The organism is Rugamonas violacea, assembly GCF_016461825.1.
Lineage (GTDB): Bacteria > Pseudomonadota > Gammaproteobacteria > Burkholderiales > Burkholderiaceae_D > Rugamonas.
This window is the reverse complement of sequence record NZ_JAEMNU010000123.1, coordinates 234,017-248,647: the sequence shown is the minus strand read 5'-3', so window position 1 is coordinate 248,647 and position 14,631 is coordinate 234,017. Positions and strand designations below refer to the sequence as shown.

At 67.1% G+C, this 14,631-nt stretch carries 13 protein-coding genes and 2 tRNA genes; 11 read left to right on the top strand and 4 right to left on the bottom strand.

The window, feature by feature from the left end; all coding sequences use genetic code 11:
• Positions 1-273 (bottom strand): DUF2917 domain-containing protein (locus tag H7U20_RS23355; protein ID WP_199761514.1); only part of this gene is annotated, 273 nt, incomplete at its 3' end.
• A 177-nt stretch (positions 274-450) separates the two neighbouring features.
• Here H7U20_RS23355 and H7U20_RS23350 point away from each other — a divergent pair.
• The 6 genes from H7U20_RS23350 to H7U20_RS23325 all read left to right on the top strand — a co-directional run bounded on the left by H7U20_RS23350 (position 451) and on the right by H7U20_RS23325 (position 8,150).
• Positions 451-1,914, top strand: coding sequence for an aminotransferase-like domain-containing protein (locus H7U20_RS23350; RefSeq protein ID WP_199761513.1), 1,464 nt, complete (start codon positions 451-453; stop codon positions 1,912-1,914).
• Between the two features lie 153 nt (positions 1,915-2,067).
• Positions 2,068-2,280: a hypothetical protein gene (locus H7U20_RS23345; RefSeq protein WP_199761512.1), complete on the top strand. Its 213-nt coding sequence runs from the start codon at positions 2,068-2,070 to the stop codon at positions 2,278-2,280.
• Positions 2,281-2,439: 159 nt separating this feature from the next.
• The gene (gene serS, locus H7U20_RS23340) at positions 2,440-3,732 is read left to right on the top strand and encodes a serine--tRNA ligase (RefSeq protein WP_199761511.1); all 1,293 of its coding nucleotides are present in this window, start codon (positions 2,440-2,442) and stop codon (positions 3,730-3,732) included.
• Positions 3,733-3,847: 115 nt separating this feature from the next.
• Positions 3,848-3,938, top strand: a tRNA-Ser gene (locus tag H7U20_RS23335).
• Between the two features lie 311 nt (positions 3,939-4,249).
• Positions 4,250-4,340: transfer RNA gene (locus tag H7U20_RS23330), tRNA-Ser, on the top strand.
• 156 nt (positions 4,341-4,496) lie between these two features.
• Positions 4,497-8,150 (top strand): DUF748 domain-containing protein, encoded by a 3,654-nt coding sequence (locus H7U20_RS23325; RefSeq protein ID WP_199761510.1) that lies wholly within the window; start codon positions 4,497-4,499, stop codon positions 8,148-8,150.
• A 120-nt stretch (positions 8,151-8,270) separates the two neighbouring features.
• Here H7U20_RS23325 and H7U20_RS23320 read toward each other — a convergent pair whose 3' ends face one another.
• Positions 8,271-9,056: a substrate-binding periplasmic protein gene (locus H7U20_RS23320; RefSeq protein ID WP_199761509.1), complete on the bottom strand. Its 786-nt coding sequence runs from the start codon at positions 9,054-9,056 to the stop codon at positions 8,271-8,273.
• A 261-nt stretch (positions 9,057-9,317) separates the two neighbouring features.
• On the opposite strand from H7U20_RS23320, the gene H7U20_RS23315 reads away from it, so the two are divergent.
• Together H7U20_RS23315 and H7U20_RS23310 are read left to right on the top strand one after the other, a co-directional pair.
• Positions 9,318-11,258, top strand: a complete 1,941-nt coding sequence (locus H7U20_RS23315) for a TonB-dependent receptor plug domain-containing protein (protein ID WP_199761508.1) — start codon at positions 9,318-9,320, stop codon at positions 11,256-11,258.
• Positions 11,259-11,403: 145 nt separating this feature from the next.
• Complete coding sequence (locus tag H7U20_RS23310) at positions 11,404-11,619, top strand: hypothetical protein (protein ID WP_233411009.1); 216 nt, start codon at positions 11,404-11,406, stop codon at positions 11,617-11,619.
• Here the strand turns inward: H7U20_RS23310 and H7U20_RS23305 are convergent.
• Positions 11,609-11,806 (bottom strand): hypothetical protein, encoded by a 198-nt coding sequence (locus tag H7U20_RS23305; protein WP_199761507.1) that lies wholly within the window; start codon positions 11,804-11,806, stop codon positions 11,609-11,611. The genes H7U20_RS23310 and H7U20_RS23305 overlap by 11 nt on opposite strands.
• A gap of 225 nt (positions 11,807-12,031) precedes the next feature.
• On the opposite strand from H7U20_RS23305, the gene H7U20_RS23300 reads away from it, so the two are divergent.
• The 3 genes from H7U20_RS23300 to H7U20_RS23290 all read left to right on the top strand — a co-directional run bounded on the left by H7U20_RS23300 (position 12,032) and on the right by H7U20_RS23290 (position 14,031).
• On the top strand, positions 12,032-12,178 hold the full coding sequence (locus H7U20_RS23300) for a hypothetical protein (protein ID WP_199761609.1): 147 nt from the start codon (positions 12,032-12,034) through the stop codon (positions 12,176-12,178).
• A 105-nt stretch (positions 12,179-12,283) separates the two neighbouring features.
• Positions 12,284-12,652, top strand: a complete 369-nt coding sequence (locus tag H7U20_RS23295; RefSeq protein ID WP_199761506.1) for a hypothetical protein — start codon at positions 12,284-12,286, stop codon at positions 12,650-12,652.
• 248 nt (positions 12,653-12,900) lie between these two features.
• Positions 12,901-14,031: an HAF repeat-containing protein gene (locus H7U20_RS23290; protein WP_233411008.1), complete on the top strand. Its 1,131-nt coding sequence runs from the start codon at positions 12,901-12,903 to the stop codon at positions 14,029-14,031.
• Between the two features lie 7 nt (positions 14,032-14,038).
• On the opposite strand, the gene H7U20_RS23285 is transcribed toward H7U20_RS23290, so the two are convergent.
• Positions 14,039-14,479 (bottom strand): c-type cytochrome, encoded by a 441-nt coding sequence (locus tag H7U20_RS23285; RefSeq protein WP_199761505.1) that lies wholly within the window; start codon positions 14,477-14,479, stop codon positions 14,039-14,041.
• Positions 14,480-14,631: the final 152 nt, after the last annotated feature.

The following is a 14,631-nucleotide window of genomic DNA, read 5'->3' as shown; positions in this document are numbered from 1 at the left end:
CCAGCCGCCGGCCGCCGGCGCCGGTGCCGGCAGGCGTATCCGCACGCGGCCGGCGCCGACGGCGTCGATCAAGGTCAGGCCGGCGCCAGGGATTTCGAAGCTTTGGCCGGCGCGCAGGATGAAGTCGGCGCTCTGGCCCTGCACGGTGATCCAGGCGGTGCCGGACAGGCATTCGATCCGGTGGCCCGGCGCGTGGCTCAGCCTTAGCGGCTGGTTTTCCGTCAGGCGGTACTCGGCCAGGCCCTTGCTTACTGCGATCAGTTCCGGTTTCATTGCGGCCTCCTCGGTGGTTCAAACAGGACTCCAGAATAGCCAGCGCGGCCAATCGGCAACAGATGCAACAAAACGAAATTGTCATCGGTACAATCGCGTTTCGGCTAAACTGTGCTGGTCGAAATTGCGGTCCGCTGTGCCTATGGCGCCCGGCCGGCTCCGGGTCACAATACGTCCATGCCTACATCCCTGAACCTGTACGAACAACTGGCCAACGAGCTGGGCGGCCTGATCGTCGGCCGCGTCTTCGCGCCGGGCGACCGGCTGCCGTCGATCCGCCACCTGGCGCAGCAGAAGCGTCTGTCGATCAGCACCGTGATGCAGGCGCTGCGCCTGCTGGAGGATCGCGGCCTGGTCGAGGCGCGGCCGCAAGCCGGCTACTACGTGCGCCACCGCGCCCGCCCGCTGGTGGCGGTGGCCGACGCCGGGCAGTTGCGCGCGCCGGCCTATATCGGCATCAACAACCTGCTGATGCGGGTGCTCAAGGCCAACGAGGAGTCCAGCCTGGTGCAACTGGGCTCGGCCTGGCCGCCGGACGAGCTGCTGCCGATCAAGCGGGTGCAGAAGACGGTCGCCACGGTGGCGCGGCGCCAGCCGCTCCTGTTGTCGCGGGTCAGCTGCTACCAGACCAACGAGCCGGGCTTCGTGCGCCAGATCACCCGCCGGGCGCTGGACTGGAGCCGGATCGATCCGGCCGAGATCGTCGTCACCGGCTCCTGCTCCGAGGCGATGAGCCTGTGCCTGCGCGCCGTCGCCAAGCCGGGCGACACCATCGCCATCGAATCGGCCACCTATTTCGTGTTGTTGCAGCTGATCGAGAGCCTGGGCATGAAGGCGCTGGAGATTCCCACCGACCCGAAGACCGGGCCGTCCATCGACGCGCTGGAGCTGGCCATGGACGCCGGCCTGGTGCAAGCCTGCATGCTGGTGCCCAACGCCAGCAATCCACTCGGCTGCATCATGCCCGACGAGAACAAGCGGCGCCTGGCCGGCCTGCTGGCGCGCCACAACATCCCGCTGATCGAGGACGACATCTACGGCGACCTGTGCTTCACGGCGCAGCGGCCGTGGCCGGTGAAGGCCTACGACAGCAGCGGCAACGTGCTGCTGTGCTCGTCGTTCTCCAAGGCGGTCACGCCGGCGGCGCGGGTCGGCTACGTGCTGGCCGGCCGTTTCGCGCAGGAGGTGGCGGTGCTCAAGATGGTGTCGAGCGGCGCCACCAGCCACTTCTTCCAGGCCGTGCTGGCCGACTTTTTGACCGGCAGCAGCTACGACATCCAGGTGCGCAAGATGCGCCGCGCGTTGGCCCAGCGCATCGCCCGCATGGCCGACGCCGTCTGCGCCGCCTTCCCGGAGGAATGCTCGGTGTCGGCGCCGCAGGGCGGTTTCGTGTTGTGGGTGCAGATGCCGCCGCAGGTCGACGCGCTGGCGCTGCACCAGCGCGCCATCGCCGAGGGCATCGCCTTCATGCCGGGGCAGTTGTTCTCCGCCTCCGGCAAGCACGTCAACTGCCTGCGCCTCAATTGCGCCAACCCGTGGACGGCGGAAATCGAGCGCGCCATCGCCCGGCTGGGGCAGATGGTGCACGAGCAGGCGGCGCTGTGCGGCGCGCGCTCCGGCGGGCTGCTGCGGCGCGCCTGAACCGCCATGCCGGGCGCGCCGCCGGCACCGTTCTTTTGCAGTTCATGCCGTGTTTTTGCCGCTTCGTCGCATCCCGATGGCGGGGCAGGGGGCCTTTAGGTACAGTACAACCATACCAAGCGGTCATTGGTTCCCAACCTCAAGGAGCATCTCATGAACATCGTCAAAAACATGGAAGTCATCTTCGTCGCCGCCGCCTTCCTGGCCACCGTCGCCACCTTCGCCACCGCCAGCACCCCGGCCATCGAAATGGCCGCCGCCAGCGCGCCGCAGGCCGCCATGGTCGCCGCCGCCGACAGCAAGATGCAGGTCATCACCGTCAGCGCCAAACGCCTGAGCGCCGCCGAGAAAGCCGCCCTGATGTAAACCTGGTTCCAAGCTGTACCGCTGAGCCGTACCGCTAGTGCCCGCGCTGGAGAGCGCCGCAACAGTTGACCCGCAACTGGTCCATTGCGCAAAACTCATTGGTAAGTGGTCATGACTTGGTACAATTGACGTTTTCGATACAACGGCTCTTGTTCCCCCATGATAGACATCCAACTTCTCCGTAAAGACATCGACAACGTCGCCGCGCGTCTGGCGACCCGCAAGTTCCAGCTCGACGTGGCCGGCTTCAACGTCCTCGAAGCGGAGCGCAAGTCGATCCAGACGCGCACCGAAGAGCTGCAGGGCAAGCGCAACTCGCTGTCCAAGCAGATCGGCATGATGAAGGGCAAGGGCGAGGACACCTCGGCCGTCATGGCGGAAGTTTCCGGCCTGGGCGACGAGCTCAAGGCCAACGAGACCGCGCTGTCCGAGGTGCAGGCCAAGCTGGGCGACTTCATGCAGGCGATCCCGAATCTGCCGCACGAGTCCGTTCCGGTCGGCACCGACGAAAGCGCCAACGTGGAAGTGCGCAAGGTCGGCGCGCCGCGCAGCTTCGACTTCGAGGTCAAGGACCACGTCGATGTCGGCGCCGCGCTGGGGCTGGACTTCGACGTCGCCACCAAGTTGACCGGCTCGCGCTTCTCGGTGATGAAGGGCGGCATCGCCCGCCTGCACCGCGCGCTGGCGCAGTTCATGCTCAACACCCACACCGACGAGCACGGCTACACCGAATGCTACACCCCCTACATGGTCAACGCCGACTCGCTGCGCGGCACCGGCCAGCTGCCGAAGTTCGAAGCCGACCTGTTCTCGGTGAAGAAGGGCGGCGTCGAGGGCGAAGGCGAGACCTTCTACCTGATCCCGACCTCGGAAGTGACGCTGACCAACCTGGTGCGCGACGAGATCGTGCCGGCCGAATCGCTGCCGCTGAAGATGACCGCGCACACGCCGTGCTTCCGCTCGGAAGCCGGCAGCTACGGCCGCGACACGCGCGGCATGATCCGCCAGCACCAGTTCGACAAGGTCGAAATGGTGCAGGTGGTGCATCCCGACCAATCGTACGCGGTGCTCGACGAGATGGTCGGCCATGCCGAAACCATTTTGCAGCGCCTGGGCCTGCCGTACCGCGTGATGTCGCTGTGCACCGGCGACATGGGCTTCGGCGCCACCAAGACCTTCGACCTGGAAGTCTGGCTGCCGGCGCAGAACACCTACCGCGAAATTTCCTCGCTGTCGAACTGCGAATCGTTCCAGTCCCGCCGCATGCAGGCGCGTTTCCGCAACGCCCAAGGCAAGCCGGAGCTGCTGCACACGCTGAACGGTTCCGGTCTGGCCGTCGGCCGCACCCTGGTCGCCGTGCTGGAGAACTACCAGCAGGCCGATGGCAGCCTTGAGATTCCTGCCGTGCTGCGTCCGTACATGGGCGGCCTGACCCATCTGAAGGCGGCCTGAGGGCGGGCGGGGCGATAAAAATACGCCGGGGGAATATTTTTAGAATTTCCCCCTTCCATTTTTATTTGGCTCTGCTATAATTTTGTCCTCGCAGCAGCAAGCGATAGTAGTAGAAGGAAAGGTGGCAGAGTGGTCGAATGCGCTGGACTCGAAATCCAGTGTACATCTTTGGTGTACCGTGAGTTCGAATCTCACCCTTTCCGCCAGAAAATGCAAAAGAGCTCCCGGAAGGGAGCTTTTTTCATTGGCGGGCCGATAGTTGAATATCGACCCGCAATATCGTTGGCCACCTCGAATAACCGTCATTCCGCATCGGCGGACCGCCGCGCCGGCGGGAATTCATACACTGCACGCTTATTGGCTCAGTATGGGTTCCCGCCGGCGCGGGAACGACAATTTGCTGGTTTTTCGAAGTACCCCGTTGTACAGGCTTTTAAGTTTATATCGTTTAGCCCTTCCGTTTTTTTGAGAGCCTGCTATAATCTCGCTCTCGCAGCAGCAAGCGATAGTAGTAGAAGGAAAGGTGGCAGAGTGGTCGAATGCGCTGGACTCGAAATCCAGTGTACATCTTTGGTGTACCGTGAGTTCGAATCTCACCCTTTCCGCCAGAAAAAGTAAAAAAGCTCCCGCAAGGGAGCTTTTTTCATTGGCGCTGCGTTTTTTTCATTGGCGCCGCCACAATCCCCATCCAATTTCCCTCCGGTTTTGCGGTTTAGCCCGCCTGAAGGCATACTCTTGCCTATGAGACAAATTATTTGGCACGAATGAAGGACGCATCAGTGGAATCGAACAAGCAGCCAGGTCAGGCAACCCCGCCCGCGGGCGCAAACAAACCGGCGACGTCGCAGCTGCGCCGCAAACGCTGGATCATCGGCGCGGCCGGCGCGCTGGCCACCTATGCGGTGGGCGGCTTCTGGTTGCTGCCGCAACTGATTCAGAGCCAGCTGCCCAAGTTCGCCCACAGCGAACTGGAGCGCAATGCCAGCATCGGCGCGGTGCGCTTCAACCCCTTCACGCTGCGCCTGGAGGCCGACGACTTTCGTCTGGACGAGGCCAACGGCGCGCCCTTGTTTGCCGTCGGCAAGCTGGCCGTCGAGTTGAACTGGTCGTCCATCGTGCGCCGCGCCTGGAGCGTGGCCGAGGTGCGTATCGTCGCGCCCAAGGTGCAGCTGGCCATCGCGCCGGACGGCAGCTTCAATATCGCGCAGTTCCTCGACACGCTGAACCGCCGGCCGCAGGAACCGTCGAGCGGCATGCCGCGCCTGATCATCGGCCACTTCGCGCTGGAGCAGGGCAAGGTCGAGGTGAGCGACCGCCGCGCCGGCTATGCCGACACCATCACCCCCATCGACTTCGCGCTGAATAATTTGAGCACGCTGCCGGACCAGAACGGCGACTACACGCTCAGCGCCGACGCCACCCACGGCGGCAAACTGCACTGGCGCGGCGCGGCCGCGCTCAACCCGATCGGCGGTAGCGGCGAACTGACCTTGGACCAGCTGGCCTTGCCGGGCCTGGCGTCCTATTTGAAGGCTTACACGCGGGTTAGCGTGAGCAGCGGCAAGTTGTCGGCCAAGCTGCCGTACCGCTTCGCCTACGCCAACGGCAAGCTCGACGCCAGCCTGAGCGGCGCCAGTCTGTCGCTGCGCGAGCTGGCGCTGGTGCGCGACAAGGCCGGTGCGCCATTCGCCAACGTCGACGCCTTCGACATCAGCGAGGTCGGCGCCGATTTGGCCGCGCACACCGTCACGATAGGCGGCGTGCGTTTGGCCGGCGCCAAGCTGGAAGCGCGCCGCAACGCCAAGGGTGAGCTCGACCTGACGCAACTGATGACCGCCGCGCCCGCGCCCGCGCCAGCTGCCGCGCCCGCCCCAGCGCCGGCCCCGGCGCCCGGCGCCGCCGGCAAGTGGAAGGTGCGGCTTAAACAGCTGGCGGTCGAACAACTGGCGATGAGCCTGGTCGACGAGACCGTCAACCCGGCGTTGCGGGTCGCTGCCGAGAACATTCAATTGAAGCTGGCCTTGCAGGCCGAGCAGACCGTCGACGGCTTGAAGATGAATGTCGCCGACGCCGCCTTCTCGCTGGCCGAGCTGAGCATGGTGAGCGGCAAGCAGGTGCCGCTCAAGTTGGCGCAACTGGGCTTCACCGGCGGCACGGTCGACCTGGCCGGCCGCCAGCTCAACGTCGACCGCGTCTACGCCGACGGCGGCCAGCTCGACCTGACGCGCGACAGCAGGGGCCGGTTCATGTTCATGAGCTTGCTGCCCAAGGCGGCGGCGTCGTCCGCCGCAGCGCCGGCGAGCAAGGACGGCGCGGCGTGGAGCGGCAAGATCGGCAGCGTCGAGCTGAGCAAGTTCGGCGCGCTGTACGACGATCAAAGCAGCGGCCTCAAGGTCAATTTGCAGGACTTCAACCTCAAGCTCGACGGTGCCAGCAACGACTTGAAGCAGGCGCTGCCGTTCAAGCTGGCCGTCGGCCTGCGCGAGGGCGGCCAGTTGAACGGGCAGGGCAAGATCGTGCCCGCCAGCGGCGCGCTGGAATCGGATCTGCTGCTCAAGGGACTGGCGCTGGCGCCGGTGCAACCCTTGCTCGCCAAGCACGTGAAGCTGAAGATCGCCGGCGGCGTCATCAACGGCCAGGGACACCTGAGCAGCGGCGGCGCCGGCACGGCGAAGAATCCGACCTTGCGCTACGCCGGCATGTTCGAGGTGGCCGGCCTGCGCCTGAACGAGCAGGACAACGACCTGTTTGCCGCCTGGAAGAGCGTGCGCGCCGACAAGTTGACCTTGAACATAGGCCCCGACTCGCTCGACATCCCCGAGCTGCGCGTGATCGAGCCGAACGCCAAGCTGATCATCGAGGACGACCGCAGCCTCAACGCCCAGCGCCTGCTGGTGCGCCCGCCCGAGCCGGCCGGCGCAGCGCCAGCCGTGGCGGCTTCGGTTTCCGCATCGACATCGATATCGACATCCGCATCGGCCAGGGCCGCAGCACCGGCGCAGGCGGCGGCGTCGGCGCCGGCCAGCTCGGGCGCCAAGAACCAGAATGGCAACGCGCAAGCGGCCAAGGTGCCGGACGCCGAGGCCGGCTTCCCCATGCGCGTGCGCCGCCTGCGCCTGCAGAACGCCAAGCTCGACTTTGCCGACCTGAGTCTGCGGCCCCAGTTCGGCGCCAAGATCTACGAGTTGAACGGCATCGTCAACGGCCTGTCGACCCGGCGCGACGCGCGCAGCCAGATCGAGCTCGACGGCCGTGTCGACGAGTTCGGCCTGGCCCGCGTGCGCGGTCAGCTGAACCCCTTCGTGCCGGCCGATAACACCGACCTGAGCGTGGTGTTCAAGAACGTCGACATGGTCTCGGCCTCGCCGTACAGCATGAAATTCGCCGGCTACAAGATCGCCCAGGGCAAGATCTCCCTCGACCTGCAATACAAGGTGCGCAATGGCGCGCTCGAAGGCGACAACCATATCGTGCTCGACAACATGACCCTGGGCGAGCGCATCGACAGCCCGGACGCGCTCAAGCTGCCGCTCGAGCTGGCGCTGGCCATCCTCAAGGACAGCGACGGCCGCATCGACCTCGGCCTGCCGGTGTCGGGCAACCTGAACGATCCGCAGTTCAGCTACGGCGCGCTGGTGTGGAAGGCGGTCGGCAACGTGCTCAGCAAGGTTGTCACGGCGCCATTCCGCGCCCTCGGCGCGCTGCTCGGCATCAGCGGCGACAAGCTGGAGGCGGTCGACTTCGACGCCGGCAGCGCCCGCCTGCTGCCGCCCGAGCGTGAAAAGCTCAAGCAGGTGGCGCAGATCCTCGCCAAGCGCGCCCAGCTGGCGGTGACGGTGCCGGGTCAGTACAGCGAGGCTGTCGACGGCGCCGCGCTGCGTGAACAGGCGCTGCGGCGCAAGGTGGCGGCGCGCGCCGGCATCAAGCTTGAGGCCGGCGAGGCGGCCGGACCGCTGAACCTGGGCGAGCGCGCCGTGCGCGGCGCCCTGCGCGATCTGTACGCCGAACGTTTCGGCGCGGCCGAGCTGGACAGACAGAAGAAGGCGGCCGAGGCCGCCGCCGGTGCCGCCGGTGCCGCCGGTGCCGCCGGTGCCGTTGCGCCGGCGGGCGGGCAGGGCGCCACGGCGGCGCCGGTCAAGCTGCCGGTGTGGCAACGCATGGGCAAGTTGATCCAGGGCGAGCCACAGGTGGCCGATGCCAGCGCCTTCTACGCCAAGCTGCGCGAGCGGCTTGAGGCCAGCGAGGCGCTGCCGGCCGATGCCCTGAGCAAGCTGGGCGCGCAGCGCGCTGCCGCCATCGTCGCCGCCCTGGCCGAGGCCGGTGTCAACGCGGCCAGCGCGCGCGCCGGCGCGCCCGAGCCGGTCGGCGCCGAGGCTGGTAAGCAGGTGGCGCTCAAGCTGGGTTTGTCGGCGAAGTAGGGGACTACAAAAACCACCCACGGGCGGAATGCCGGGGTCGGACCCGCGCGGGTCCGACCCCAGATTGCCGCCTGTGGGTTGCTGCATCCGGGGCGGAGTCGGGCGTTCCGCCTTGGCTGCTTATTCCAGTCCGTACTTGGCGGCGATGCGCTTCCAGGCCGGATCGCCGCGCATGGCGCCGACCACGGCGTCGAGCTCGGTGGCCAGCGCGCTGTCGCCGCCGGCCGAGAAGATGTAGCGCTCGAAGCGGGCGTGCGGCTTGCTCGACAAATACAGCGTGTTGCGCACCGGGCTTTGTTCGCCCAGCTGCTTGAGCAGGTAGCGGTAGGTCGACATCGGCATGATCGTCACGTCGGCCTTGCCGGAGGCGACCTTGCGCAGATTGGACAGCTCCTCGCTGGCGTTCTCGCGCTGGATGTCCTTGCCGAAGCGGTCCTCGAAGCCGGCGTATTTGTTGCCCAGCACGCCGGCAAACTTCAGGCCCTTGAGCGAGTCGGTGTCGACGTATTCGAGTTTTTTGCTGTTGAGCGAGATGACGGCGTTGGCGTCGTTCATCAGCGCCGGCGTCCAGTGGTATTTTTTCTTGTCCTTGTCGTCGACGAACAGCGGATTGAGGAACAGCACGATGCCCTTGAAGGCGGCGTCCTTGTCCAGCGTCTGGTTGAGTTTTTCGCGCGGCAGGTTGTTGATCTGGAAGGCGTATTTGCCCTTCAGCTTGTCGTTCAGATAGGCCACCAGGTCAGCGCCCAGACCGCCACCCTCGACCACGAAGGGCACCGCCTGGTAGGAGTTGTAGGCCGGCAGGGTGTCGACCGCGCCGGCCGGTGTGGCCAAGGCCAAGGCAGCGTAGGCGAGGCCGCCGGCGCTACCGCGCAGGCGGCGAAACAACGAGTGACTGGTATGCATGAAGTCTCCTGGTTATGTGCGGCGGCGGACGTGGCGTTGGCGCCTGTCCGATCATAGCCGATGGGCGGGGCAGCGGCCATCGGCGCGTGCCGGCTTGTGGACGCGCCGCGACGCCTGGTCAATCAGCTGTGGCGCGGCGCGCCGAGGTGGTTATACTTTCAAGATTGGCCCGCGTCGTCGCGACGCGCAGCGGTCCACGACAAGGCCTTCCAGCGAGTCCCCACAACGCCGCGCGGCAGGGCGGCAAGTCGGAGGTGAGCCATGCGCAGCAAGCACCTTGCTTTTCCATTTTGTCGGCGCCGCTCCGCCCGCTCGGCCGGTTTGCTGTTCGGCGCCGCCATGGCCGCCACGGCGGCGGCGGCGGACGGCGGCGCGTTCACCGACATGTCGCTCGAGCAGCTCGGCGAGGTCGTCGTCACCTCGCTGTCGCGGCAGGATGAGCGCCTCAGCGACGCGGCGGCGGCGCTGTTCGTCATCGGCGCCGACGACATCCGCCGCAGCGGCGCGCGCTCGATCCCCGAGGCGCTGCGGCTGGCGCCCAATCTGCAGGTGGCCAGGGTGGACGCGCGCAACTACGCGATCACCGCGCGCGGCTTCAACAGCCCGTTCGAGAACAAGCTGCTGGTGCTGATCGACGGCCGCAGCGTGTATTCGCCGCTGTTCTCCGGCGTGTTCTGGGACGTGCAGGAAGTGGTGATGGAGGACATCGCCCGCATCGAGGTCATCAGCGGGCCGGGCGCGACGATCTGGGGCGCCAACGCCGTCAACGGCGTCATCAACGTCATCACGCGGCCGGCCGCCGACAGCCGGGGCGGCCTGTTCGCCGCCAGCGCCGGCGCGCGCGAGCAGGACGGCACGCTGCGCTACGGCGGCGCCTTGCCGGCCGCCGGCCACTACCGGCTCTACGCCAAATACGTCCGCGCCGACGCCACCGAGACGGCGGCCGGGCTCGACACGGTGACCGGTTGGCGCCGCGCCCAGGCCGGCTTGCGCGCCGACTGGGCGCTGGCGCGCGGCGCCCTGAGCCTGTCCGGCGACGCCTACGACGGCGCGCTGGGCCAACGCGGCACGGCCGACATCCTGGTGTCCGGCGCCAACCTGCGGGCCAGCCTGACGCGCCAACTGGACGGCGGCGCCGAGCTACGGCTGGAGGCCACCCTCGACCACACCGAGCGCAACCAGCCGAACGCCTTCGTCGAGCGGCTCGACACGCTGACGCTGGAGGCGCAGCACAGCCTGCGCCTGGCCGAACGGCACAACGTGAGCTGGGGCGGCGGCTACCGCCAGGCCCGCGACAAGGTGGCCAACGGTGCGCAGTTCGCCTTCCTGCCGGGCGACACCACGCTGCGCTGGGCCAATCTGTTCGCCCAGGACGAGGTGGCGCTGCGGCCGGAACTGCGGTTGACGGCCGGCCTGAAGGTCGAGCACAACAACTACACCGGCGCCGAGCTGCTGCCCAGCCTGCGGCTGGCTTGGTCGCCGGACACCAGCCAGCTGTGGTGGACCAGCCTGAGCCGCAGCGTGCGCGCGCCGTCGCGCATCGACCGCGACCTGTTCGCGCCGGGCAAGCCCATCATCATCGCCGGCAAGCCCTTCTACCCGCTGGCCGGCGGGCCGCGGTTCGAGTCCGAGGTGGCCAAGGTGCTGGAGTTGGGCTACCGCGCCCAGCCGCGTCCACAATGGTCGTACACGGTCGCCGTCTACGTCGCCGACTACGACAAGCTGCGCACGCTCGAACCGCACGCCGGCGCCTCCTCGCTGTTCAGCAACATGGGCGAGGGCCGCTCGCACGGGCTGGAGGCCTGGGGCCGCTGGCAGGCGGCGCCCGACTGGCGCCTGAGCGGCGGCCTGGTGCTGCAACACGTCGAGACCCGTCTCAAGGCCGGCAGCCACGACGCCAGCGGCGCCACCGGCCTGGCCACCAACGATCCGAATCTGCACTGGAGCCTGCGCTCCTCGCACGACCTGGCCGAACACTGGCAGCTCGACCTGAGCCTGCGCCACACCGGCAAGCTGCCGCGTCCGGTGGTGGCGGCCTACCACGAGCTGGACCTGCAGTTGTTGTGGCAGCCCCGGCCCGACCTCGACGTCGCCCTGCTCGGACAGAATCTGCTGCACGCCCACCACGACGAGTTCGGCCCCGTGGTGGGGCGCAGCGTCATCGAGCGCAGCCTATTGCTCAAGCTCACCAAGCGCTTCTGACGGCATCGCTGGCGCAGCGGCGCGCCGCTTGACGGCGCTTGCGGGTAAGCTGGCGTGGTGTGGGCGGCAGGCGGCCGGACTCCGGTCGGCGTTGCCGCCGTCACGCCGCCGTCACGCCGTCGCTACCGAACCGGGAGGAACCACGATGCCGAGCATACAGCCGCACCAGCCGCACCCACCGCTGCAACCGTCCCGCGCGCCCGCCGCGCCCAGCCGTCCGCCGCCGCGCGCCCACAGCACGCCGGAACCGGACCAGCCGAAGCGGCCACCGGACAAGGAGCCGCCGCCGGACGAACTGCCGCTACCTGAGCAGGCGCCGATCGAGGAGCCGCAGCCGCCCAAGCCGCCGATCAAGACCTGAGCGGCGGCGGCGTGTCGGCGGTCGATTTCGGCAGCGGTGGGATGCGGCGGATATGCTCCTCGGTGTCGCGCTCGCCCGGGGTCTTTTCGCCGCTGCCGATGTCGGGTTCGTCGAGGAAGTTGCCGCCCGCCGGCGCGGGCCGTTGGTCGGACGCCGGTGTGTCGTTTGGCCGTTGGCTTGGTTTCATGTCGAGCTCGCATTGAGTGGTTGTCGTCCAGAGCATGCTAGCAGCTCGCCGAAACGGACGGCGCGCGGCATTTTTGACATCCGGTTTGTACTGTCCGACATTGTTTTGCTGCGCAGTGTGTTGCTTTACGGATATATATTTCAAAATTTGTGCTGGCTGTCACATGGATGTCACTGAACAGTTTCTATAATTTAGTCATGACAACTTCTCGTCGCCACGGAGGCCATGATGGGCAATTCATTACATAACAAAATCTACCTCGGCCGCCGCAGCATTGCGCTGCTGCAGAGCCGCCGCGTACAGGCCTGGTTGTGCCTGGGCGCCTTCGCCAGCATCGGCCTGGTGTGGTTGGCGATCCGTAGTTTCAAGTAAATTGTCCCGGCCGGCGCGGCGGGCGGGGCGACGCATTACCTTGCCCTGACCGCGCCGGACGCGTACCATGAGGGCCGCAGCAGTCTCCCATGGAAAAATACGGCAATGAAGAACGAGAAATTAACGCAAGACGAATACGATGCCCTGAATGAAGTGGCACGCGGCCTCAAGGGCGATCGCATCAGCGCCTGCGTCGGACGCAACACCAAACGCCTGTCCGGCATCAAGCTGCTCAGCTTTGACAAGAAGGGCCGCCTGACGCTGACCGACAAGGGCCAGCAAACCATCTTCGTGCGCCGCTGCATCATCGGCCTGCGCGCCGTGTTGGCCGATCCGCTCAGCCAGCTCGACGCCGACGTCGCCACCTTCCTCGGCAAGAAGGCGCACATCCTGCCGCGCGAAGACGGCAGCGGCTTCGACATCACCGACAAGGGCCGCGAATCGCTGGCCGACATCGCCAGCCAAGGCATGTAACTCTCGGTTGCGGTGGCCGGAAACGAAAAGGCGTTCATTGTGAACGCCTTTTTTGCATTTTAGAGGCGCACGCGGCGGGCTCAGCTGATCGCCGGGGCCGCCACGGCATCTGCCAGCGCGCCGGGTTGTGCGTCGATGGGGAAGGTGGCGCTCATTGCGGGGTTCAAAAAGGCGTCCCCGGCCATCGCTGGACTTGCGCACGGCGCGGTGTTAGAGTTTATTTTCTATCAACCTTGCCGAGGCCCATCATGCCGAACACTCCGCTGTTTTCCCTGACCCTGACCCTGACCTTGGTGCTGTGCTTGCCCGCGTTGGATGCCGGCGCTCAGGTCAAAGCGCTGAGCGGCATGGCGGGACACGGCAAGGAAACCAGCATCGCCGTCGACATCAACGCCCGTGGCCAGGTGGTCGGCGTCATCGAGGACGAGGACGGCAAGCAGCGCGCGGTGATGTACGACAAGGTGCTGCGCGAGCTGGGCACGCTGGGCGGCAGCGACAGTTTCACCAAGGGCATCAACGCCGACGGCGTGGTGGTCGGCTCGGCGCAGGACGGCGCCGGCCACTGGCGCGCCTTCCTCTACCGCCACGGCGAGCCGATGCGCGACCTGGGCACCCTGGGCGGCCGCAGCAGCTACGGCACCGGCATCAACGCGGCCGGCCAGGCGGTCGGCTTCGCCGACACCAGCGACGACAATTTCCACGCCTTCGCCGCCGGCGCCGACGGCACGATGGTCGATCTGGGCACGCTGGGTGGCGACATCAGCTACGCCGCCGGCATCAACGCGCGCGGCGAGGTGGTCGGCACGGCCGCGCTGGCCGACGGCTACCGGCGCGCCTTCCTGTACCGGCCCGGCGTCGGCATGCGCGACCTCGGCACCTTGGGCGGCCGCTCCAGCGCCGCCAGCGCCGTCAACGACGCCGGCCTGGTGGTGGGCGCGTCGGAAATGCCCGACCGCCGCTGGCACGCCTTTGTCCACGACGGCGGCAAAATGCTCGACCTGGGCGCGATGATCGGCTACGGCAACAGCTACGCCACCGGCATCAACGCCGCCGGCCACGTGGTCGGCACGATCCTGCTGGGCGAGGAGCGCCGCTCCTTCGTCTACCGCGACGGCAAGATGCTGGTGCACCAGGCGGGCAAGGGCCTGTATTTGACCAACGCCATCAACGACGACGAGCTGGTGATCGGCGCCACCTTCTTCAGCAAGCGCTACGCGGCGGCGACCATGCAATCGGACGCGACGCCGGTGGTGCCCAAGGGTAGTCGCGATTTCATTGCCTTGATGGGATTCGTGGTGACGGCGGCGATTGGCGCGGTGCTGCTGCGCCGGCGTTATCGCGGCATCGAGCTGAGCAAGGGGCAGATGTTGCGCATGTGAGCGCCGCTCACAAGGTGCGCAGGTAGGCCAGCAGGTCGGCGATTTGCTGCTCGTTGCCGATGCCCCAGAAGCGCATCTTGGTGTCGGGCACCACCTCGCTCGGCGCCTTGATGAAGGCGGCCAGCGCCACTTCGTTCCAGACAATATTGGATTTCTTCATCGCCGCCGAGTAGGCGTAGTCGGTGGCGCCGGCGCGGCGGCCGACGATGCCGTTGAGCTGCGGGCCGAAGCCGCCGCGCGCCGATGGACCGGTCTGGTGGCAGGACGCGCATTTGTTGAAGGCGGCCTTGCCGGCCACGGCGTTGCCGCTCGGTTTGGCGCCGCCGGCGGCGCCGGTGCCGGCGGCGTGGGATGGCGTCGTCAAGCCGCCCAGCAGCAGCGTCGCTGCCAGGAGCGTGCGCGGGAACCGGGGCGGGAGTCGGGATGGCGGCGGGAGGGGCTGGTACATGCTGGTTCGCTGGGGAGTCTGTTGTGAGTGCCGACTAGTCAAGGCGCCGGCGGCCAATAAACCACCCACAGGCAAAATCCGGGGTCGGACCCGGCGGGTCCGACCCCGGCTCTTGGCCGGTGGGTGGTTCTGTTTCCGCCGGCGCCACCATC